Consider the following 19,968-nt stretch of genomic DNA (forward strand, 5'->3'; position numbering starts at 1 on the left):
CAAGCTGATATTTTGAACTCATGAAGCCTAAATTTGCAACGATCGAAACCTGGCAGCAGGCAGAACTTCTAATGCAGCCTGCTTTTATCCGCCTGATTGATAATCTTCGCAAGCAGTTGGACAGTTCCACCTGGCGAGGAACCTATCAGGATGTGCAAATTTGGGCAGATGACATTTCAGATGAGACGAAAGCGCAGGTTTTGCAGCTTCGACAACAGCTTGAGACGGCTTCACCAGAGCAGACCGCAGAGATTGAAGCCGAATTGTCTCAGATGCCTTCACCATATCCTGGATATGAGTTGCATTTAGAGAAAGACGATCGCCAAATCAAAGTCGATCTGTGGGAATTATGCTACCGAATTTGTTTTCGCTCTCCCATGCTGGATGAGCATCCCGTTGATATCGATACCCATTTGATTGATGAAACAGGCGATGTCGATTGGAATCAGTTAGAAGAAAAAACGAAACAAATTGTTGAACAAGTTTTTGCAACTCTACCGGAGTAAATGCAGTAGGATAAATAATAACTTGGGGGGCTATAGCGCAGTTGGTAGCGCACTTCAATGGCATTGAAGGGGTCAGGGGTTCGAATCCCCTTAGCTCCATATCCTAGAAACGCTGATATATCAACGTTTTTCGGGCTTATCCTCTAGTGTTGGGTGGTTGATCCATTCTCAACAAGTAGCGTCTGAAACCCTCAGAAATCGTCAGAGAGGTTCGTAAATTGGTCTGAGTTTGGGATGACTCCCTCAGTAACGAACAACGCGATCGGGTAGAGTTTGAAAAATAAACGTAAGAGATGGGGTTTTTGGTGGTAACGGTGGTAACGGCAGTCTGAAAACCTTTATTCATAGGGATTTCAGTTGTTACCACGTCGTTTTGAGGTGGTTTCGGGGTGGTAACAGAAGTGCGATCGTGCAACAAACCAAGCTTGACTGAAACCCAATCAAGACAAGGGTTCTATGCCTGTTACCACCTTAAAGATCCACCTGTTACCACCTCGAAAACGATCGTTTCGTTTTGATCAATCAAGGTGGTAACAGATGGCAAAATCCAAAAAAGGGAGCGTTGCAATTTCCGTTGTCGATGGTCGGTTCCGTTTGCGGTGGATGTATTTTGATGAGATTCGCAGGCAGAAAAGGTACACGCTTTCGGCTGGAGCCGAAAATGAAGTGAACCGCGCCGCAGCCGAGAAACTCGCTAGGACGATCGAACTTGACATTGCCAGCGAGAATTTTGATTATTCACTTCGCAAATACAAGCAGGGTTTAGATCGTTCTGAATCAATCACAGTTGAAGCTTTATTTGATCGCTATATTTCTGCTGAGTTATCGATTGATCAGACAAGTTCGATCGAGCGCTACAAAACAATCCGGAATCATTTCACTCGATTTCAACGGTCAATGACTGGGGACGAATGCACTGAGAAAAAAGCGATCGCGTTTATGCACTACTTACAGGAGCGTGGACAAAGCGGGGAAACCGTAAACATGAATCTCACTTGTATTCGCGCGGTATGGGTTTGGGGGATTAAGAAAGGATTGGTGCATGTCAATCCGTGGCTTGATTTGAAGGTTGAAGTCGAGCCTAGAGAGCAAGCTAAGCCGTTCACCTTGGATGAAATCAGGAAGATTCTAGAGGCATTCCAAGGCAATTACTATGAGAACTTTGTGCGCTTCATGTTGGGTGTTGGATGCCGCATTGGTGAAGCTGTAGCACTCGATTGGATCGCAATAAATGAGGACTGCTCAGAGATATTCATCAAGCAGGCATATAACTTAAAAGCGCGCAAAATTAAAGGCACAAAGACGGGGAAAACTCGCCATGTGCCTGTTAGTCCTAAAATTCAAGCGTTGCTGCAAGAGTTGAGACGATCCTCTGATTCAGAGATTGTGTTTCCTTCCCCTAAAGGTGGTCGCATCGATCGCGCCAATTTTCGTAAGCGACACTGGAAGCCAACCTTAGAGAAATTAGGCATTGAGTACCGAAGTCCCTACAATGCCCGTCACACTCGTTGGAGCCATGAAATCAAAAATGGGTTAGATATTGCGACTGCTGCAAAATACGCTGGAAATCGCCCTAGAACAATGATGGATCGATATCTTGGTTCAACTGGTAGTCCGAGGTTGCAAGACTTCGACTAGGCACGTTTACGGCTAAATAGCTCTTTCCTTTTTGCCGAGATCGCTTGTTCATGCGCTGTTGGGTCACTCTGGAATCGAACAGCGATATCAACCATGTCAGGATCAAAGCGTCGCAGTTTTCCTTTTCCGCCGTAGTGAATCCCAGAGACTAAGTAACCATCTTTAATCCACCGCTCGATCGTCGATTCCGATAATTTCGTTCTCTGGCAAGTTTCGTCGAGAGTGAGCCACATCGTTTTTCTTCCGTCGATTTGATTTGTAATTTGCGTAAATTTCGAGCGTTGGGATAACTCCCGTCAGTAACTTGATCGCGCCTGGATTACGGGCAATGCGATCGATTAATTTGTGACAATGCAGCCGAAGCTCATTCAGCTCACTCATGCCGATTGCCTCTCTCGATAAGGCTCACACTCTCGAAGCAAGTACTTCTCACCCGCTTCGTTCTGAAGTTTGTATTCGCCTGTAGTCTTGCCTCTCGGTACTTTGACGATCGAGAAAGTTGTGCCTGTAGGTTTGTGGACTGCGATCGCGTTTAGCGTTACCCAAGCAGGAAGATCAGGATTTTTCGGATTGCGCGGTTCAGTTGAATCAAGTTGCTGAACGATATTTAATTCAGGTTTAGCCCAGCCTTTGGTCACTTTGCCATCAATCCGCTTTGAATCGCGCTGCCAGCCTGCTTTCTTCAAGATTTCAGCAACTCGCATTTGAGAAGCCTTGTCCTGCTTGGAAACCTCAATTTGCAAGGGTTTATCAAGGATTTCCTTGGTTGTCACAAAATCTCGATCACCGGTATAGCTCAAAACTGGATCTGTCCAAGGATCACTTGTTTGAAACTGTTCTGCAATTCCTGAAGCTGCAACCTCCTCTAAATCAGTGAGCCAATGTTGTTCGCCTGATTTGTAAAGTGCAACTGCGGCTGCCCAAATGCGATCTCGCTCTGCTTCAAGAAGTTCAGTATCAATATCCTTCAAAACAGGAATCACCCAGAATCGACGATTGCCAGTACTATCGCTCAAAAACTCGTCTTGGTTGGTGGTTCCAACAATGACGGACGATCGCAGCATCTCTTCAGTATCCCGCCCATAGGGAGGACGAACAAAATCAGTCGAACTGCTTAGAAATGCTTTTGTTGAAGCAACATCTTTTCGTCTGAAGACTGTCTCTAGCTCAGCCCACTCAACGAACCAAACTCGGTGAAGTTTTAATTTTTCGTCCTTGTCCGAGACATTGCCTAGTGAATCGTCAAAGTATTGATTTCCACCTGCAAGCAGTTTGAAAAATGTCGATTTTCCTGCGCCTTGCTTGCCTTGCAAAATCAGCGCTGTGTCTACTTTGCTGCCTGGGTTGTAAGCTCTGGCTACTGCCGAAATCAAAAAACGTTTCAGCATTGAATTGTAGATCGGCTCATGTTGTCCGAAGTAGCGCTCTGCGATTTTGCCTAGGATTTGAATGCTGTCACCATGCTCTTTTGAGACTCGATCGAGGTATTCGACGATCGGACTATAGGAATTCCGCTTCGCTACTTTGACTAAAATTCCCTCAAACTCAGTCTTAGTCTTGAATTGGAGCGACTCATTAAGGGTAAGTTCGACTCTGGCAGTTCCTACCTGGATAGGTTTTCCGTCAAGTTCTACTTGCTTTTTGAGTGTGTTGAATCGTAGCCGATCGCCCAGCTTCACCAAGGTCATGCAGTCGGACAGAATTTTATCTGAACCAACGATCGCCCAAACGCACCGTCCTCTGAGTTCCGCAATTTTCCCGAAATCATCAGAACGTCTTAGCTCTGCCAAAATTTCACGGGTTGCTTTGAATACGATCGACTCAAGTTCTTTCGCTTTTTCCTCAAGCTGACTAGCATTCAAACCTTTCCCAGTTCGAGCAACTTCAACGCCCAAAACTTCCTGAAACTCTGACGATAGAAGGTGGATTCCACACAGTCCAAGCCATGCCTTTTGGTGTTTTTTGAGGTCGGTTGCTTCCGGCGCTTGCGCCCAAATCTCAGGAACAGACTTTAGGAATTCAGGGAGAGCTTGAAATCGTGCCCAATTATAGGGAGGTTTTGTCAGGATTTCGCAGGATTTGGGAATCCAAGTCGATTTCTCCAGCAGTCCTTTAGCTTCTGAAACCGCTCTATCAAAAGCCTCAGAGCTTTGAGCCACAATCAGATCGTCAAGTCCCTTTGCGATCGCTCCATCCCATTCTGCAACTCGCACACCGATACCGTCTGCTTCTGAGCGAAGCAAGGTATCCATCCTCCGAATTGCACCTGCAACACGCTTCTGGGTGCTGGGATGAGAGTCTTGGTCGAAGGCAAGAATAAATTCTCTTTCCTCCTGACAGAACCGTTTCAAATCGTCGATTAGGCTATACGTGCCGTCTTCGTTCTTGTAATAACCCGCATTGCATCCATAGAGAGAGATCGTGACATAGCCTTGACTGATTGCTGAAAGAGATTTTTTCCCGCCTTCAGTGACAATAATCGAAATTTCTGGGTGACTCTCAACAAAATCCCAGAATGAGCCGTCTGAGGGGAATTTAACCTCATATCTTTCACTGATTCTTGCACGAATTGATACGGGAATCGGAGGTAGATAAGCTCTCGAACCATTGCCCTTTGGTGCTTTGTAAGGCTTGCCGTACCTTGCTTTCTCAGAATCCCAGCTCTGATAGCTGAGTTTTGCTTGCCACCGTGAGCCATCCTCACAAAACATCAAGGCAGCAAAGTAGCTTTCTCTGTTGCTAAATCCTGCTTGCGAGTCGCTCTGGCTCCATCCCAAGAATTCCGCGATCGGATTTTCTACAGGTTCACCATTCTTGATCCGTGTGTCACTAACAATTTCGATCTCACCTTCATCAAAGAAGTCGGGATGGATTGCACTACCTTCAATAAACTCGCTCCGAATCCCCTTTTCAAACTCGTCAAAAGTTTTGTAGAGGATTTTCTTCTTTAGCGGGTCTTGGTGAAGTTCTCCACCGTCAACTTCTTTTGCGATCGATGGATTGCTGCTCTCTGTCGAAAGTTCTGCCGGGACTCCAATAATTCGATCAATTGATTTGCGTCCCTTTCGGCATTCCCCAGCAATTCTGTCTGCGCGATCGTTCCCTTCGATGCCGCTATGTCCCTTCACCCATTCCCACTGAAGTAGAGGGACACTGGACGCAAGGGTGTGTAATTCTTCAATCAGAGCGCGGTTTGCTACTGGCTTTCCTTCTGAAGTTTTCCACCCATTCTGCTTGTATTTTGCACCCCACTTCGTTACTGAATTGATCACGTACTCGGAGTCTGAGTAGATTTTGATCGGGTAGGTGACACCGAAATCTATAGCTAGCTTTACGGCTGCGATCGCTGCTTGAAGCTCTGCGATTTGATTTGTCGCCAAATCTTTTGTACAGAAACCAAGCTCTCGAATCGTGCCATCAGAAAAATAGATAGCAACTCCACAACCGCAAATCATTTCGCGGGTTCCACTGCCATCACAGTAGATGGCTTCGATAGTTGTTACTGATTTCTGAACCAGAGAGGAGAGAGCCATTAGTCAAGTCCTCCCCCGATCGCTTGCTGTGCGGCTGCCCAGATTCGATCGATATCAGTTGGAACGCCGCGATCGTCCAAAGTCCAATCGAGTCGAACAGTCCGATCAAATAGTTCGCGAGCTTGATCCTTTGGTAATTCAAGTCGAAGCGTGAATGTGCCGTAGCGCAGGCAGTAGCGATCTCCTTCAAACTCTGAATTGATTGGCTCAACGGTTAGTGTCAAAATCGGTGCGATTGTGGGCAATGCCCACAGTTCGGCAAGCTCTAATTGTTTGGATAGAAACTGTTCTGATCTAGACTTAGGCGATACAATTGAGTTGCGGTATCGCGATCGCAAAAGATTTTGTACCATTTTCGGTTGAATATATGTTGTCAAACCCTGGCTCGAACCGGGGTTTTTTCGTATCTGGAAAGCACGATATACGATCCATTAGTAAATTCGTATCCCCGTCTCAGGATAGAAAACGCTGAAAGCTTTACATAGTAACTATTTCAGTTATATAAGTTGAAAGTCGGAAAAACGGGAATTTTTAGAAATTCCTATTGCTTTTTCTTATCTTCGGGAATATTGGTCATACGCTTGCGTCCAGATCTACCCTTTTCTCGCTTTTGGATGACATACACTTGCCCGGTTTTTTCATCTGTGATCGCATGACTGAAAGCTTTTTGTGGATCTTCTTGAATATCTTTTGCCCAGTCTTCCATCGCAGCGATGAAGGCTTTGTACTTCCGCTTTACAGCCGATCGCGCTTTCTTGACGGTGTTGTTATCAGATGGCTGGGGGATAACGATCGTTTGAATTGCTACAAACAGATCGTGATTAACGCGCCAATCTGTCGAGTCAGGATAGGGGGTTACTTTTTGTCGGCGATTTGCAATTTGTCGGTGACTTGCAATTTCTTTTCGAGTTGTCGCGAGAACTTGTTTCGTTGACGGCTCCCTTGCCTGAACAGATCGATTGATTTCTTCAAGCATTGCCATTGTGAACCCTTCCAAGAATGTGCAACGCCAAGGATTAGGAACGTCAATCAAGTCGAACGCTTTGAAAAGTGCTTCGATCAATTCAAACTTTGCGTAGACATATCCCCCGTGACTCATTAGCGCTCGATAATCCTTCCGGTTATACGGATATTCATTGACTTTTGGGTATTTCAAATAGTCGCGCAGACACCATGCGATCGCAACCTTCCACCCCATCAAACCAGCTTGAGCTATTTTCAAATCTGCAAGCATTGTGGGATTGCCATCGGTTCGATCAATATGCACCTCTAGTCCATTCATCAGCGCATTCAGACAACCTGTAATATCCATCTGCTGTGCAGAGACGATCAGCAAACGGTGAAGGTCTGGCGGAAGCGTAACGCCGATCGTAATTTTGTCGAGGTAACGATCGACAATCGGGATTGCTGGAGGTGTAACAACAATTTGAGAGCCAGATCTCTGATAGTAGGTTTTCTTGAAGTTGACGACTGGACGGTTCAGGTTTGACATTTTCTATTCCTCTGTTATGTGTTCGATCGCGCTTATCTCGCTTGTGGCAAATCAGCGATCACGTCAGACAATCGTGCATCATCCAAACCTGCCGTCACCATTGCAGCAAAAATCGCTTGCTCCAAATTGGGAAAGACGCGATCGAAGTAAATCTGTCCTGAATAAACACTCCAAGAAATGCAGCGAATAAATTCACCGAGAACGAGGGTAAAGCCGAACGATTCAAAATCTAGATTGATTCGGCAAAGTATTTCGCCACTGCTGAGAATTTCAGGATTGAAGCCGCGATCGAGTAATTGATTCAAAAGTTCAGAGAGTTTCATTTTTCAAAGTCCAAATAATTTGCGTTCAACAGATCTCGCGATTTGCATTCGTCCTGCTCGAACCGATATCGAAACAATGCCCCTTTCTGGGTGCTGCCAGAGTTGATGTGAGCCTTTCCCGTATCGAAGGAACTGCCAGCCTTTAGCGATTAATTTCTGTCTGAAGTTGTGGCACATAGTTGGGTATTTGTTGATAGTTTAATTGCGCGATCGTAGAGCAGTCTAATTCTGTATCGCCTGTATCGGCTTCTGTATCGTATTGGCTGTATCTCTGTATCGTATCGGTGAAACAGCCTGTTTCTTCGTCGATACAGTGCCGATACACCCCGTTTCGATACACCCGATACAGCGATACAGCGAGTTATTAACTGTTAGCAAAGAACGTTCCACCAACCTCGTAAATTTCGCCTTCGAGCGTCATTACATCCAGATAAAGTTTGATGTCATCAGTAGACATTCCTTTAACAGGCTTTCTTGCTCTGCCTGCTAAATCTCTCGGTTTTGAGCCTTCACCATTTGCCAATAAGAAGCGCTTGATTTCTGCTCTGATCGCGAGTTCTGACGAGTCAGATTCAGCATCGTCTGATGTAACAGAATCGCTGTGATAGAACTGCTCGATCGGATGTTCAGCTTCAGTCGATTGCATTAAAGATTCGAGTGATACCCTGCGAGATTTTGGCTCTGTTTTAGGCACTGATTTTGCAGCAACATCTCGAACCAAGTCGGGATAAACCGGAGTAATTCCCCACGAATTTGCGATCGAGTCGAAATATACCCGCCCGGTTGCATCCAGTTGTGATGGCGTTGGCTTGCCACTAAAGAACGTCGATCCATTCGCAATCAATCCTTGATTCGATGCAGCGAGTAATAACACCCGCCTGTAAACGTTTCGAGTACCGCCAGAAATCCCAAAGTCGTCAGTATTCGGTGATTGGCTCACTAGCCATCCGTACTGCTTAGAACTCCGTCCCATCGAACACAGCGCGTTAAACCCTGCCATCAGTCCTTTGAACCACCGCCCGGTTTTTTCCTTGACTGCCAAGGCTTCATCAAAAATCAGAAGCTTCATCGGTGCATGTGAGTTTTGGAATTCTGCGATGAAGTGATCGATCGCGTCTTGAATCCCCTCCATATCCTCAGCAGGCGTGAACGGACGAATGGGACATTTCAGCAAGCGATCGCACATTTTCCAGTAGTCTGCCTCTGCCGGATCTGACTTCGGATCAATCGCCCAAATCTGGCAATCAGGGTGCAACTGCTTAATCCAGCGGGTTGCATACGCGATCGTCAGTCCTTTACCTGCTCCAGGTTGCCCGACGATCAAAGTCGATTGCAGATGTTCAGCGAGGGATTTCGCAATGTCCTCTGATGCCTGTTTTTGAGCCACAGAAGCGACGCTTTGAATCATTGGCGAGGATTGCACCTCTACTGCATTCAATCGGGTATTCGTCCCGATTGTGGGCACTGCCACAGGTTGAAAAGACGATCGCGCCTTCTCCCCTTCAATTGCACCCGCGCTTTGTAGTCCATATTGGGGGAAGCGCTTCGATGCTTCTGGCAGATGGCTTGTATAAATCGCAGGATTGCCTAGAACGTCTCGCAATGCTTGGGGATTCGCAAAGTAACTCTGAATCGTTCCCGCGAGAAACGCATCAATGAGGAACTGATAGCACGCCCATCGTTGTGTTGGGTGAACATGGCTCATTGCTGACAGCAAGCCTTCGGGGGAGAAGTGGAGCAATTCATACTCAATCTTTTCGCGATCGCTCAAGTAGGCTGCATCCTCTCGAATCGAATCCCGCGCACCCTGAATCGCAGAGACATCGTAAGCGTTTCCGGTTTCGGTTGAACTGGACAACTCAACATCACGCTCGGCTTGGGTCTTGCTGGACAATGGCATGATTTGAAGCTTTCCAGTCTGTAGCCATTGGGCAAAGACTGCCATCGAATAGGCGATCGCGCCTCCTGCGATGATGAGTGAGCCTAACGGATTGCTGAGGATGAGTAGCGCGCTTCCTCCTGCAATACCTCCAAGCCCTGCGACTTTGCCCACTCCAGCATCAATCTTGGATGTCTTGATCTCATTACGCAGGCTATGTTTACGGGTTTCAATGAAGTTGAGCGTGTCGCCCATCTCTAGCAAGGTTGCAGGCAGGAGGTGGTCATCCTGCATTGATTGAGGGTTAAATTTGTTTAGGCTCATGAGCTAACTCCTGATGAGAACTTGAACAGACGCGATCGCGCACCCAACGATCGCGCTTTGTCATATCTATGCGGATTCAGATTTGTTTGCAGAAGGCTTTCTAAAGTTCAGTACTTTGGGGAAACGCTTCGATTCAGACTCAGCCTTCACGATGTCCTCATTGGCTTGCCAGAGTGCCACAAACTTTTCTGCGGCAAAGACATTGATGTAAGTCCAGATAGCAGAAGTGACGAAAGCGCTAGGACTAAGGAACATGAACCGATAAAGCGGTGCGACGGCTGATGCAATGTCCACAACATAGGAAGCTCGAACCACACCTGAGATCTTTTTATGATTGGCTGTTCCTGCTTGCTTGTAGGCTCTCGCTTCAATGTGAACAACGTCGATCGCTTCTTTTGGGACATCACCCACTCGGAAATTCTTCACCGATTCGTAGTCCTGCTTAGCTTTGGCAACAGATTTTTTGCCGCGCTGCAAGTTGGCTTGAACTCCCAGAATGACGATCGAGATAATGCCCGTCACATAGAAGTTTGGATCAGCAAAAGCAATCCCAATATTTTGAATGTTGCCATTATTGGGACTGAACGGTTTCGGCATGAATGACGGGTGAGTTTCAGCAATATATGAGCCGTCGAATTTACCAGTCTTCGAGAAGTGATTGCCGATCGCGAGTGCTTGCCAATAAGACTCAGCACTGCATAACCAGAAGTAAATTGCGATTGAGCCAAGAAAGATACGTTGTCCTCCTCTCGGAGCCGTACACCATTTATAAAGGGCGGCTGGACGGGAGAAGAACCACGCGATCGAGTCTGCCATTGAACCAAATAACTCATCTGCTGTCGGTTCAGTGTTGTGATTCGCTTTTGCTGGCTGTGCTGTGGACGATTCGGGCTTTGTCTGAGTTGAATTATTTTGAGCGCTACGAAGTGCCATGAGTGTTGCTCCTATTTGAGTAATGGGTGTTCAGGGTTATTGCAAACAGTTGTGTCTGGCGTGAATTTGCGATCGCGCCAAATTCCTGCACAGCGCTCGAACTTATCGAAAATCAATCGAGTTTGAGTCGGTTGCGTCTTCCAAAATGGAAGCCCTGGCTTGATTTGCTCTCGGCTCACATCGTTGATAATCAGCCGATGAATGTTTAACTGATCTGCCTTCTGAAAGGCTTTAGCCTCTCTGTCTTGTGCATCGGCTTGCTTCTCTGCAATTTGGGCGCGCTGCTCAATCTCAGAGGTTCGTAGGTCGGTTTGGTGCTGCTTTCCCGCTTTGATGAATAGCTGAGTTCCACCGATCGCGGCTGAGAATAGCAGTAACCCGATACCAAGATTTCGAGAGGACTTGTAAAGCTGTTTGTGTAGGCTCATTTCGCCCTCCGTTGCTCGATTCGCTCAACTTCATCCGGTCGGATTGTGTTGTTTCTAATCCGGTCAGAATCGGTGATTGCTGGACGATCGGTGGGTACTTCAAAGCCTTTAATCGGTTCGATTTGTGGCTTATGGCTGACAGGCTGACAGCCTTGGATGATTGCGCCTGTCGAGATTGCGATCGCGAGACATTGAATGGAAAAACGTATCATTTCGCCCTCCGTTGCTCGATCGCGGGAACTTCAACCTTGAATAGAACGCCCTGGTCGCGCACCCAGTAGCCAGCGACGAAACTGAGCAGGACGCAACCAAATACAAAAATCCCGCTCATCATCGAGCCATCATCACGGTGATAGTTGCTCACGGTTTAATCCTCCGGGATTAGATTTTCTAAATCGTTGGCAAGGTCTTCTACCAGGAATTGCAGATCAGGTAACTCGTCTTCATCCAAGCCGGAATTTTCGACGATGCTACGAATCTGCTGCATTGTTGCTTTCACCCGCTCTGAAGCCATATGTTCGAGCGGGTGTGGGATAAATTCGTCTTTGAGGTCGATCATTGAATTAACCAAGCGATGACTGCCCAACACTGAATCGGGTCTGTCAGAGTCGATAAGCTTTCAAGTGCAAACAGCATTGGATCGTTTGCCGATTCGTTTTCCATTGAGGTTTCAACGCCGTCCCCGATCGCGTCTGAAACGCTTGTCCAGAAGTCATCTTGAAGCCCGGACTTCAACCCCCAAGCATGAACCCCAAGCACTGCAACTAATGCCGCTTGATCGTTATCAGATAGGCTGCAATTGCCTGCTGCATCCTCGAATTTTTCTGCGAATTCCTTAATCTCAGTAATGTCGTAATTTCCGCCGTAATAGCCGATTGAGTTAGCCATGATCTCGATTTCTCCGTTCGTGTATTTGTTGTGAGAAGTTGTGAGTAGCGATCGCCCGTTTCTTCGCGGGAGTAAGCGATCGCGGTTTATTGTCTAGCCCTAGCCTCCAGCGCATTGCACCTCGCTCGTAGCGTTGCCGCGAGTGCATTCAGCAACAGATGCAGGGTTCTTTTTGAACTCGCGATCGTAAGTTGACTTATCGATTTCCTTGCCATCTTGCTCGTATCGAATGTGCTGCAAGTTTTGTGGCTGCGAGTGAGAGGCAATCAATGCGATCGCGCTCCCTGCTCCAAGGCAAACTGCGGTAATACCCGCGAAAATTCCGAAGCGGTCCATAATGAAAAATCCTCAATGATTTTTAGGTTTGTTGGGGTTTAGAAGCCGTCCTGGTAGTTTGGTAGCTGTGGGACGGCTTTTTGATGTCACCAATCGTCGTAATCGTCCCAATCGTTCGTGATCGGCGTTCCGTATCTCTTGCAGAAAATTTGCTCGCCTTCACCTGGATTGGTTAGCTCCAAGTCTGCGATCGCGATAAAGTCCCTGAAAAATCTCAACCTTGCCCGATCGCCCTGAATTTCGACGATTTGATTTCGCTGAAAAGCTGATAGATGACCCGGACACGTTCGCCAGTGGACGAAATTGCCAACTTTCATAAATCTCGGTTATCGAGTCGTTTTGGAAGCTCAGAAGCTTGCAGCACCATTTGACGCATACGATCGAGTGCTTCGAGTTCCTTAGCTGGCATATCTTGCAGCTTTGTTTCGAGCAGTGCCGAAAGCCTGCCGAGACACACGATCGTGTCTAATCTCGAACTCTGCTCGAATGTCTTGCGGCGATTCATAAATCCGTCGAAGTGGTGAACCTCGATCGGCTCGCCTGAAACAAGCGATCGCCCTATGGTTGAAACCAAGAAGGCTAGATCACTGAAGCTCGCTTTGAGCATTGAATCACCGCCGTAAAAGTTGCCAATACTGACAAAAAGTTCGCTCATAATTCCTCCCAAACTCCGTGTTCGTTGCGCTTCATAGGGATGATCTCGAATTCGGTGCAAAGCTTGCCTTTGAAAGGTTTACCGAGAAATTCTTCTCCGGTTTCATGCGCGATCGCTTCAGTGCGGCATAGTGCAACAAACTCGTATATCCCGCCAAAACCGTTGTCTATGCGAACACCAAAAGCGATGTCTGCATCGTCGAGATCCGGCAGTACCTTGCACTTTGCGATTAGCTCACCGGGTTCGATGTAGGACTGTCCTATTAGTTCAAGATCGAAACCCTGAAAGCCAGGGTGATTCTTTTGCAAATAAAGCCCGATCGCTGTTCTGATTTCTGCGTCGGATAGCTTGATTGAAATTGAAGTTGATTGCATTTTGAGAAGTCCTGAAATGATTGTGTGCTGACTCGTCTAACTCTAAGTATCAAGGGGGATTCGGGATTGCTCCCAGTGCGAGGATCGGAGTTGCACCGATCCAATCGGCTTGTTTACCGATCGCTGTTCTATCAATCGTCTGTGCTTGTCCAGTCATCTAAACCATCAAGCTCGAAGCTTTCAGGCTCCTTGCTACTCAATTGCTTGGGACTATCAGAGCGATCGCCCGTGAAATAGCAACTCAAGATGTGAGTATTGATAATGCTTGGATCGGTTGTGTTTAGCTGCCGTCCCACCTCGAAGAAAGCATCCTGAAGATGGGACGGGATTGAAGCTCTAACCTGCTTCATTTCGCCTCCAACTGTGCAACTTTGCGAGATGCCAGAGTGTAAAGCCCTCGCGCATTTGCCCACAATGGATCAGCCAGAATCTTGATGCCTTTTTTACTAAGTAACGATTCGATTCCCGGCAGTTGTGCCCCGCCTCCGACTGCGATCAAAGCTGTCGCAGAATCGCGCCGATCTTCCCACGGGCGAACTGTCGGAGCCAATACTGCTTTAACCCACTTTGGCAACTCTTCACGATAGACCGCTTCAAAGTTCCAGTCTGGGTGCTGAGTGCCATAGGTGAACGTTTGCGCTTCGATGCCCTTGCGAATCAAGTGCCGATCGCCTTCTTTTAGCAACCGCTCTCGAATCGTGTCATGAGTCGCAATCTGATCGATCAACTTCTCAACGCCTCCGTTTTGGCTGTAGCTGCGATCGGTCATTTTCAAACCATTGAAGCTACTCACAATCAGCGTTCCGTTGCCCAAATCGTAAAGGATCGCGTTCGTGATATCGGCTTGCTTTTGGTAAGTGATGATTGCGCCTGTACCTTCTTCAAGCCCTGCCACAACCTTGATCGAGACAATCGATTCTTTGTTGCGGAATCGAACATGATGCGAACCTTCGAGCGATCGTTTCAAAGCACTCCCAAGCGTCTTAGAGTCATGCACCGAAACTGCTAGGGCAATGTTCCATTGATCTCGATGTGCATACTCTGACAAGGCAGAGAGGAACAATTGCAGCCCTAGATTCGGTTTTCCTTGCTTATCATCGGTAACTCGACGAATGGAGTTCAGTCCGTTGTAGTAGGCATTGATGCCGCCGATCCACTGCTTGCCGATTAAGTCAGTGCGATCGCCCTTGAGATATTCGACATATCCTTTAACGCCATCGGGTGAACGCTCATCTAATTCGTGAATATAGCTCTCTGTGCGGGTTTCAGACATTGCAGAGACAAGTTTTAACTGTCCGTTGCCAATATCAGCACCCATAGGCTGTAGTAGGTTGTCATAGTCAATTGCAGCCAGTGGACGAGATGCGCTAGTTTGCTGTGAAATCATAGTAAATGGCTCAAACCTTGTAGAGTTAATGTTTTCAGTCGTTTTAAGGTAACTGGCTACAGTAGGCTGTCTTATCCTGCTATAGCCAATTAAGGGGGGAAATTTAGAATGGCGAGATCGAAGCAAGTGAGCAAGCTTTTTTCGTTGGCTTGACGAATGAGGCATCGCCCCAATCTGCCGCAGCGCGTAATCTGCAAACTCCGCGATCGAACTCTCGGCACTGCGAACAGGTTGGTTGTGGGAAGTGCTGCGGAGTGAACGTTCTCTTGGCATTGATCTCGGCTAACATTGATGGATACCTCGTAGTAGGGGTTGTGCAGAAAAAAGAGCCGTCCGATGTTTCTCAGGCAGGGACGGCTTTTTGATGCGTGGAAATTAGTTCAGAGTTGGCGATGCTGGCAGACTCGGAAGAGTGATCGACGGCAGAGCAATGCTGATTCCGAAATTGTTCAACCAAGGCACGATCGCATTGTCGAAGTAGTTTCGAGTATTGCGCCCGGTTGAAATTGCCCGTCCGCAGATGAAGCCGATCGCCGCAAAGAATGCGATCACATCGTTCCAAACTCGTTTGTGGTCAAGAGACATCGAAACAATCTCGCCATCTCGAACAACGCTGATTCGTTGGCTTGTATAAGCTCCGAGCGTTGCAGCAATTAATAGAGTGAACATTGTTGAATTACCTCATGTAGTGTTTGAGGCTGGAGAATCCAGCGGATCGGCTTCTCAATACAGAAGCGCGATCGCTGAAATCTTTTCTTGTGGTTGTGTTCGTGGCGGTTGCAATCCCGCTTTAGAGTCCTTTACCAGTCACCCCGGACTTATTGAAGTCTTTCTGTCTACGAGGGGCATCCGTTGAGCGAACCCTCCGTGAGGGACTTTCACCCCCGGCTTGGGGTTGTCTCTCCCCTCGCTTGAATTCAATATAACTTGATTCTTTTCAAACTGTACCGTATTTGATATGAGGATTACTTAATCAAAAAACTCGACAGAAATTGGACTTAAACTAAACGATACAGGCAGATTCACGTTTCAAAAACGGTACTTTTTGATATAAGTATACTTAATCAAAAACGGTACTTTTTGAATGCTATAGTGAACGCACATTGTTTAATAGAGGTGAAATCATGTTTGTGTTCGAGATGCCCAGGAAAGATACAAAACTACGATTAGACGATCGAATCCTGGATGCGCTACGCAAGAAGGCAGAGGATAGCGGTATCAGTTTCAATTCGCTATGTGAGTCAATTCTTTTTACCTATGCAAAATCAGCGGGGTTGCTCCCTTTAGATGCTGAACCACTGCCAGAATCACGAGGGGGGAAACGCCCTAATGCAGGTAAGAAACCGAAAAAATCTGAGCAGGAGAGCGATCTCGCTGATTCCATTTGAATACTGAGACACAAGCTTTAGAATTAGTTCTAAATCGCTTAAACACTAAAATTTCAGAACTAGATTCGACACTGAAGAAGACACGAAGGAATGGATGATTCAGCTAGAGCGAGAGGATTCATGGTTGAGATCTCGCTTCTGCTGAAACTGACGAAGATCGCTAAATTCTCGAAAATTCGGACTAATCTTGAGACAGGACAAAGCGAGGTGAATCGTCATGACCCAAGCGAAAACACGATTTAACACGATCGAGGAATATCTTGACTATGACGATGGGACAGACACCCGCTATGAGTTGGTTGACGGAGAATTGATCGAAATGCCTCCAGAAAGACCGCTCAACCGTCGAATTGCCATATTTCTGCTTGCAGAATTTCTCAAGCTGGGAGTGCCGACCGATCAGCTTTCCCTCAAAACTCAAATTGTCATCACGAGTCGCAAAGTAACGGCACGGGAACCTGATTTCGTTGTGCTTTCCCCTGAATGCGCCAATGCACTAGAAGGAGCCAGCAGCGACATCATCAAGACCGACATGCCAGCACCCTCGCTGGTTATCGAAGTCGTTTCGCCCGGTGAACCTGGAACTGATAACTACGATCGCGATTATGTCGATAAGCCAAAAGAATATGCAGCGCGGGGAATTCCTGAGTTTTGGCGCGTCGATCCGAGCCGCGCAGTTGTGGCAGTGCTCTCTCTCAGCAGTGAGACTTATCGAGTTCGAGAGTTTCGAGGGACTGATGCGATCGTCTCTCCCACATTTCCCAATCTGCAATTGACGGCTGAGCAAGTTCTAAATGCAGGTTGAGCCGTCCTAAGAAAGAAATTTGACGAGACATCAAACTTTGTTTTTACGTAAACGCTTGTACCCAAAAAACAAACATCCCAATGACAAAGCCAACCCTGACAAGACGACTGAACCGTTGTCATTAGAGACAGTGGAGACTTGATTATTTTGTGGCTGTGCTGCAATTTTGTCTGAATCGGTCACTCTTGAGTTCTGATCGCGCTGTGACTCTATATTTTGAGAAGCAGAGTTGGAATTATCGATTTGCGCCTGTCTTTCAAATTCCTTGGATGGTGTTGACTGTCCCACTGAACCACCAACTACTTGAGCAAATCGTAATGCTTTGTCACGATCTGTGAAACTCGCAATTTGAACCGAAGGAGTGTTGGTGTTTGTTCGCATTGTTTTTATTGCATCTTGACAATATTGAGAGCGGATTTTACTCAAGTCGCCATTATCAATAAACACGGGATACCACGCCCTGCCTTCACCGATGGAAGAATCACCACATGATGATCGTGGGAATTGAAACTCAGGGGTGTGTGACTCTGCATCACTATCGGGCGTAAATGATGCCTGTGGAGTCTGAGTTTCAGCCATTTGTGGCTCTGCATCACTATCGGGTGTAAGTGGTGATGTCTGCGGATACTGAATTTCAGGTGTCTGGATTTCAGGGGCTTGAATTTCAGGGGCTTGGATCGGTTCAACATCTTCTGATGTAAACGATTCGCTACTGTCAGGAGATGAGGGTGATTCTAATGGATTGACATAGGGCGAATCGTAAGGAATGAAAGATCCTCTTACGCTGGGGTTAGGTGCTGTATAGACCCCACTCCCTGGTGCTGAGCGATAGTGAGGAGACACATAAGTACCATCTTTACGAAAGTAACCCCTGACACGGACTCTACCGCCTGAATACCTACTCCGCCCGCTAGATCTACCGCTTGAATAACTGCTCCGCCCTGAATAACTACTGCGCCCACCCGATCTCCCACGCGCAAATACTGGCTCGGAAACATCTGATAAGAAGATGGCAAGTAGAAATAACGATAAATACTTTGATCGAAAGTAGCGGAGAATACTCATATGTTTATTGATAAGAACGCTGAACCCCCTAAAGTATGTAATTAGGGAAGATTTCCTATTGAAAAACGAATAAGTCTTTAAATAAGACACTGAGTATTTGAAGATACTTTATAGTTTGAGCAAAAAATACTGCATGGAGGATCTATTGATCGCGGTTGGACGAAACGAATCGTAATTGCTCAACCAGGTTGACCTAAGCACGGCTTCTACAGAAGATGCCGATCGCTTCGGCTTGCCTGTTGAGAAATTGGTTAGCCAGGTCACGGGACTGCTCGCACGTCCGGCAGTGGGCGGTGGATACGAGTTTCAAAGATCACTCTAAAAATTCTTCTAAACAGGACAGCGATCGCGCTCTCGAAAGAATGCGATCGCTGTTTTCTTGAGATCAAGTTCAAATCGGTTAAGAAGATTCAATGAAGCTTAAGGATGTAAAAGAAAATACCCGTAAGATGGAGCGTTTCTTCAGCTAATAACTATGACCATCACTAGAGACGTTATCGCGCAGGTTATACAAGTCAATCCCGAGCGCATCAGAGAGTTTTATCAAAACGGCAACGCGATTCGCGTTTTTCTCACGGACTCCCAAGAGGTTTTGACTGTGAATCTCGATAAATGCAAGCCTTTTATTGAGGAGAACCAGGGTGCTATACCCAAGCCACAGAAAGAGGGGACAAGCATAACTTCTTGGACAATTACGAAAGGCATTCTTGGAGCTATCGCGATTCTCTCACTTGGTATCGGTGCGATTCAGATTATTACGATTGCCAATACTGATCAGGGTGGTGAATTCCGCAGAATGGCAGATGAAAGTGAATTCTCCCTTTTCAAATACAACGACGCATTGTGCAGAAGTTCAGGGGACAAGCAGGCGTGCGATCATGTTAAAGAATTCTTTGATAAGCGCAAAAGATAACGATATCGATTTGAATAACTCACGGTTGATTACACCAAGCAGTTCTCTATTATGCTCTGTCCTCAATTAAGCACGATCGCGCTTGTGACTAGTTTCTACTGATAAAGATTGTGATCAGGGTCTAACCAAACAACGTAAAAGATTTCTTCTATGAAGAATCCGTGTACACGACCATGCTCGTTCGAGGACAGTGAAAACTGATAGGGTTTATCAATTAACTGATCCTCATTTGGAATACCAAAAGAAAGCTCGCAAGTATCCTCCCAAGCAATTGGGTGGCATCGAAGAGACTTGCTCCCGTTTTGTTTTAAGTCTAAGGAGTTCCAGCTAGACAAATCACGTAACCTTTCAAGCAAAATCATCAAATATGCTGAATCACGACCGACAACTGAGAATCGATCGTGATTTAGTTGAAAATATTTGTACGAGAAACTTATTCCAGAGGGAGGAGAGAGTTTTGTAGGTTTAATCCTGGATGAAGAATCGCGTGGAATTTGTGTTTTACTAAAACGCTGTTTCTTCTGATTCGACACGAGATCCGTAGTACTCCTTCATCCAGTTTTTCTCGATGATTGCATTAGAAGGCACATCCATCGGTATTCCCCCACGGGCGCGAAGCCAAGGCTCCTCTACATGAGTCATTCGCTCAAGCTCATAACCATCACAAGCAAAATACTCGCTAGACACTTCTTCTAAAAAATCTAAAGCATTATTGAGAGTTACGCTAAGCTGCCCTTTATCAACGTCCTTGCGAATAGGCGACCATCCAAAGCGCTTAAACTCATGGTACAGAGAGGGAATGACAGGTCCATGCACCCATGCCTCAAAATCCTCATCAAAAAGAGGCTCTCCATTGAGTGCCAAATGCCATGCCTGGGCATAGTAGACAAGTTTTTGAAGCTTAAGGTTACTGACAAATGAGCCTGTATTGTTCGCTAGACAAATAAAATATTCTGCTACGTCAAAACAAGTAGGCATAATTAACCTCCTGCTTAAGTTTCTCCATACGTTTTATAAGCATACGCAATTTCGTTCCCAAAAAAGGTGCATGTTAGTACACTTGTGTATTGATTTGTGACACCCTAATCTTGCACTCTAAGA

28 protein-coding genes and 1 tRNA gene are annotated in these 19,968 nt (G+C 46.5%); 6 read left to right on the forward strand and 23 right to left on the reverse strand.

The genetic code is table 11. The annotated features are described in order from the left end of the window. The first annotated feature begins 20 nt into the window (after positions 1 to 20). From ACMUEV_RS19030 to ACMUEV_RS19040, 3 genes are all read left to right on the forward strand, one after another. A complete protein-coding gene (locus ACMUEV_RS19030) occupies positions 21 to 506 on the forward strand; it encodes a hypothetical protein (protein ID WP_190653355.1) in 486 nt (161 codons plus the stop codon). Between the two features lie 26 nt (positions 507 to 532). Continuing rightward, positions 533 to 605, forward strand: a tRNA-Ala gene (locus tag ACMUEV_RS19035). A gap of 438 nt (positions 606 to 1,043) precedes the next feature. After that, entirely contained in the window at positions 1,044 to 2,144 is a 1,101-nt protein-coding gene (locus ACMUEV_RS19040) for a tyrosine-type recombinase/integrase (protein ID WP_190653354.1), read from the forward strand. On the opposite strand, the gene ACMUEV_RS19045 is transcribed toward ACMUEV_RS19040, so the two are convergent. From ACMUEV_RS19045 to ACMUEV_RS19145, 21 genes are all read right to left on the reverse strand, one after another. Continuing rightward, positions 2,141 to 2,377, reverse strand: coding sequence for a helix-turn-helix transcriptional regulator (locus ACMUEV_RS19045; protein ID WP_190653353.1), 237 nt, complete (start codon positions 2,375 to 2,377; stop codon positions 2,141 to 2,143). The two genes, ACMUEV_RS19040 and ACMUEV_RS19045, sit on opposite strands and share 4 nt — an antisense overlap. Continuing rightward, on the reverse strand, positions 2,307 to 2,525 hold the full coding sequence (locus tag ACMUEV_RS19050; protein WP_190653352.1) for a hypothetical protein: 219 nt from the start codon (positions 2,523 to 2,525) through the stop codon (positions 2,307 to 2,309). Before ACMUEV_RS19050 ends, ACMUEV_RS19045 begins: the two co-directional genes overlap by 71 nt. After that, positions 2,522 to 5,677 carry a VapE domain-containing protein gene (locus tag ACMUEV_RS19055; RefSeq protein ID WP_190653351.1) on the reverse strand — a complete coding sequence of 1,052 codons (3,156 nt, stop codon included), beginning with the start codon at positions 5,675 to 5,677 and terminating at the stop codon, positions 2,522 to 2,524. The genes ACMUEV_RS19050 and ACMUEV_RS19055 overlap by 4 nt, the downstream gene beginning before the upstream one ends. Next, positions 5,677 to 6,030: a hypothetical protein gene (locus tag ACMUEV_RS19060; RefSeq protein WP_190653350.1), complete on the reverse strand. Its 354-nt coding sequence runs from the start codon at positions 6,028 to 6,030 to the stop codon at positions 5,677 to 5,679. Before ACMUEV_RS19060 ends, ACMUEV_RS19055 begins: the two co-directional genes overlap by 1 nt. Before the next feature lie 188 nt (positions 6,031 to 6,218). Further along, positions 6,219 to 7,169 carry a hypothetical protein gene (locus tag ACMUEV_RS19065; RefSeq protein ID WP_190653349.1) on the reverse strand — a complete coding sequence of 317 codons (951 nt, stop codon included), beginning with the start codon at positions 7,167 to 7,169 and terminating at the stop codon, positions 6,219 to 6,221. Positions 7,170 to 7,201: 32 nt separating this feature from the next. Then, positions 7,202 to 7,492, reverse strand: a complete 291-nt coding sequence (locus tag ACMUEV_RS19070) for a hypothetical protein (RefSeq protein WP_190653348.1) — start codon at positions 7,490 to 7,492, stop codon at positions 7,202 to 7,204. Between the two features lie 142 nt (positions 7,493 to 7,634). Then, positions 7,635 to 7,832 carry a hypothetical protein gene (locus ACMUEV_RS19075; protein WP_190653347.1) on the reverse strand — a complete coding sequence of 66 codons (198 nt, stop codon included), beginning with the start codon at positions 7,830 to 7,832 and terminating at the stop codon, positions 7,635 to 7,637. A gap of 24 nt (positions 7,833 to 7,856) precedes the next feature. After that, on the reverse strand, positions 7,857 to 9,695 hold the full coding sequence (locus ACMUEV_RS19080; protein WP_190653346.1) for a hypothetical protein: 1,839 nt from the start codon (positions 9,693 to 9,695) through the stop codon (positions 7,857 to 7,859). Positions 9,696 to 9,761: 66 nt separating this feature from the next. Further along, positions 9,762 to 10,628 (reverse strand): hypothetical protein, encoded by an 867-nt coding sequence (locus ACMUEV_RS19085; RefSeq protein WP_415354621.1) that lies wholly within the window; start codon positions 10,626 to 10,628, stop codon positions 9,762 to 9,764. 11 nt (positions 10,629 to 10,639) lie between these two features. Continuing rightward, the gene (locus ACMUEV_RS19090; protein WP_415354622.1) at positions 10,640 to 11,056 is read right to left on the reverse strand and encodes a hypothetical protein; all 417 of its coding nucleotides are present in this window, start codon (positions 11,054 to 11,056) and stop codon (positions 10,640 to 10,642) included. After that, positions 11,053 to 11,268, reverse strand: coding sequence for a hypothetical protein (locus ACMUEV_RS19095; protein ID WP_415354623.1), 216 nt, complete (start codon positions 11,266 to 11,268; stop codon positions 11,053 to 11,055). The genes ACMUEV_RS19090 and ACMUEV_RS19095 overlap by 4 nt, the downstream gene beginning before the upstream one ends. Next, positions 11,265 to 11,420, reverse strand: coding sequence for a hypothetical protein (locus ACMUEV_RS19100; RefSeq protein WP_415354624.1), 156 nt, complete (start codon positions 11,418 to 11,420; stop codon positions 11,265 to 11,267). Before ACMUEV_RS19100 ends, ACMUEV_RS19095 begins: the two co-directional genes overlap by 4 nt. Positions 11,421 to 11,423: 3 nt before the next feature. Next, entirely contained in the window at positions 11,424 to 11,615 is a 192-nt protein-coding gene (locus tag ACMUEV_RS19105; RefSeq protein WP_415354625.1) for a hypothetical protein, read from the reverse strand. Then, positions 11,612 to 11,944, reverse strand: coding sequence for a hypothetical protein (locus ACMUEV_RS19110; RefSeq protein WP_415354626.1), 333 nt, complete (start codon positions 11,942 to 11,944; stop codon positions 11,612 to 11,614). The genes ACMUEV_RS19105 and ACMUEV_RS19110 overlap by 4 nt, the downstream gene beginning before the upstream one ends. A 99-nt stretch (positions 11,945 to 12,043) precedes the next feature. After that, positions 12,044 to 12,280: a hypothetical protein gene (locus tag ACMUEV_RS19115; protein ID WP_415354627.1), complete on the reverse strand. Its 237-nt coding sequence runs from the start codon at positions 12,278 to 12,280 to the stop codon at positions 12,044 to 12,046. An 86-nt stretch (positions 12,281 to 12,366) separates the two neighbouring features. Continuing rightward, positions 12,367 to 12,597, reverse strand: a complete 231-nt coding sequence (locus ACMUEV_RS19120; RefSeq protein ID WP_415354628.1) for a hypothetical protein — start codon at positions 12,595 to 12,597, stop codon at positions 12,367 to 12,369. Next, complete coding sequence (locus ACMUEV_RS19125) at positions 12,594 to 12,935, reverse strand: hypothetical protein (RefSeq protein ID WP_415354629.1); 342 nt, start codon at positions 12,933 to 12,935, stop codon at positions 12,594 to 12,596. Before ACMUEV_RS19125 ends, ACMUEV_RS19120 begins: the two co-directional genes overlap by 4 nt. Then, positions 12,932 to 13,309, reverse strand: a complete 378-nt coding sequence (locus ACMUEV_RS19130; RefSeq protein ID WP_190653381.1) for a hypothetical protein — start codon at positions 13,307 to 13,309, stop codon at positions 12,932 to 12,934. Before ACMUEV_RS19130 ends, ACMUEV_RS19125 begins: the two co-directional genes overlap by 4 nt. 131 nt (positions 13,310 to 13,440) lie before the next feature. After that, positions 13,441 to 13,659, reverse strand: a complete 219-nt coding sequence (locus ACMUEV_RS19135) for a hypothetical protein (RefSeq protein WP_190653382.1) — start codon at positions 13,657 to 13,659, stop codon at positions 13,441 to 13,443. Further along, positions 13,656 to 14,696: a ParM/StbA family protein gene (locus tag ACMUEV_RS19140; protein WP_190653383.1), complete on the reverse strand. Its 1,041-nt coding sequence runs from the start codon at positions 14,694 to 14,696 to the stop codon at positions 13,656 to 13,658. Before ACMUEV_RS19140 ends, ACMUEV_RS19135 begins: the two co-directional genes overlap by 4 nt. A gap of 375 nt (positions 14,697 to 15,071) precedes the next feature. After that, positions 15,072 to 15,365, reverse strand: a complete 294-nt coding sequence (locus tag ACMUEV_RS19145) for a hypothetical protein (RefSeq protein WP_190653384.1) — start codon at positions 15,363 to 15,365, stop codon at positions 15,072 to 15,074. Positions 15,366 to 16,301: 936 nt separating this feature from the next. Here ACMUEV_RS19145 and ACMUEV_RS19150 point away from each other — a divergent pair. Then, positions 16,302 to 16,889, forward strand: coding sequence for a Uma2 family endonuclease (locus ACMUEV_RS19150; RefSeq protein ID WP_415354630.1), 588 nt, complete (start codon positions 16,302 to 16,304; stop codon positions 16,887 to 16,889). Between the two features lie 30 nt (positions 16,890 to 16,919). On the opposite strand, the gene ACMUEV_RS19155 is transcribed toward ACMUEV_RS19150, so the two are convergent. Further along, positions 16,920 to 17,732: a hypothetical protein gene (locus ACMUEV_RS19155; RefSeq protein WP_415354631.1), complete on the reverse strand. Its 813-nt coding sequence runs from the start codon at positions 17,730 to 17,732 to the stop codon at positions 16,920 to 16,922. 397 nt (positions 17,733 to 18,129) lie between these two features. Here ACMUEV_RS19155 and ACMUEV_RS19160 point away from each other — a divergent pair, with 397 nt between their 5' ends. Both ACMUEV_RS19160 and ACMUEV_RS19165 read left to right on the forward strand, forming a co-directional pair. Next, positions 18,130 to 18,276, forward strand: coding sequence for a hypothetical protein (locus tag ACMUEV_RS19160; RefSeq protein WP_415354632.1), 147 nt, complete (start codon positions 18,130 to 18,132; stop codon positions 18,274 to 18,276). A gap of 153 nt (positions 18,277 to 18,429) precedes the next feature. Then, positions 18,430 to 18,867, forward strand: coding sequence for a hypothetical protein (locus tag ACMUEV_RS19165; RefSeq protein WP_415354633.1), 438 nt, complete (start codon positions 18,430 to 18,432; stop codon positions 18,865 to 18,867). A 504-nt stretch (positions 18,868 to 19,371) separates the two neighbouring features. On the opposite strand, the gene ACMUEV_RS19170 is transcribed toward ACMUEV_RS19165, so the two are convergent. Next, positions 19,372 to 19,845, reverse strand: coding sequence for a Panacea domain-containing protein (locus ACMUEV_RS19170; RefSeq protein ID WP_415354634.1), 474 nt, complete (start codon positions 19,843 to 19,845; stop codon positions 19,372 to 19,374). Positions 19,846 to 19,968: the final 123 nt, after the last annotated feature.

Origin of the sequence: Leptolyngbya sp. FACHB-1624, from assembly GCF_047649235.1 — a bacterium.
GTDB classification, from domain to species: Bacteria; Cyanobacteriota; Cyanobacteriia; order Leptolyngbyales; family Leptolyngbyaceae; genus Leptolyngbya; species Leptolyngbya boryana.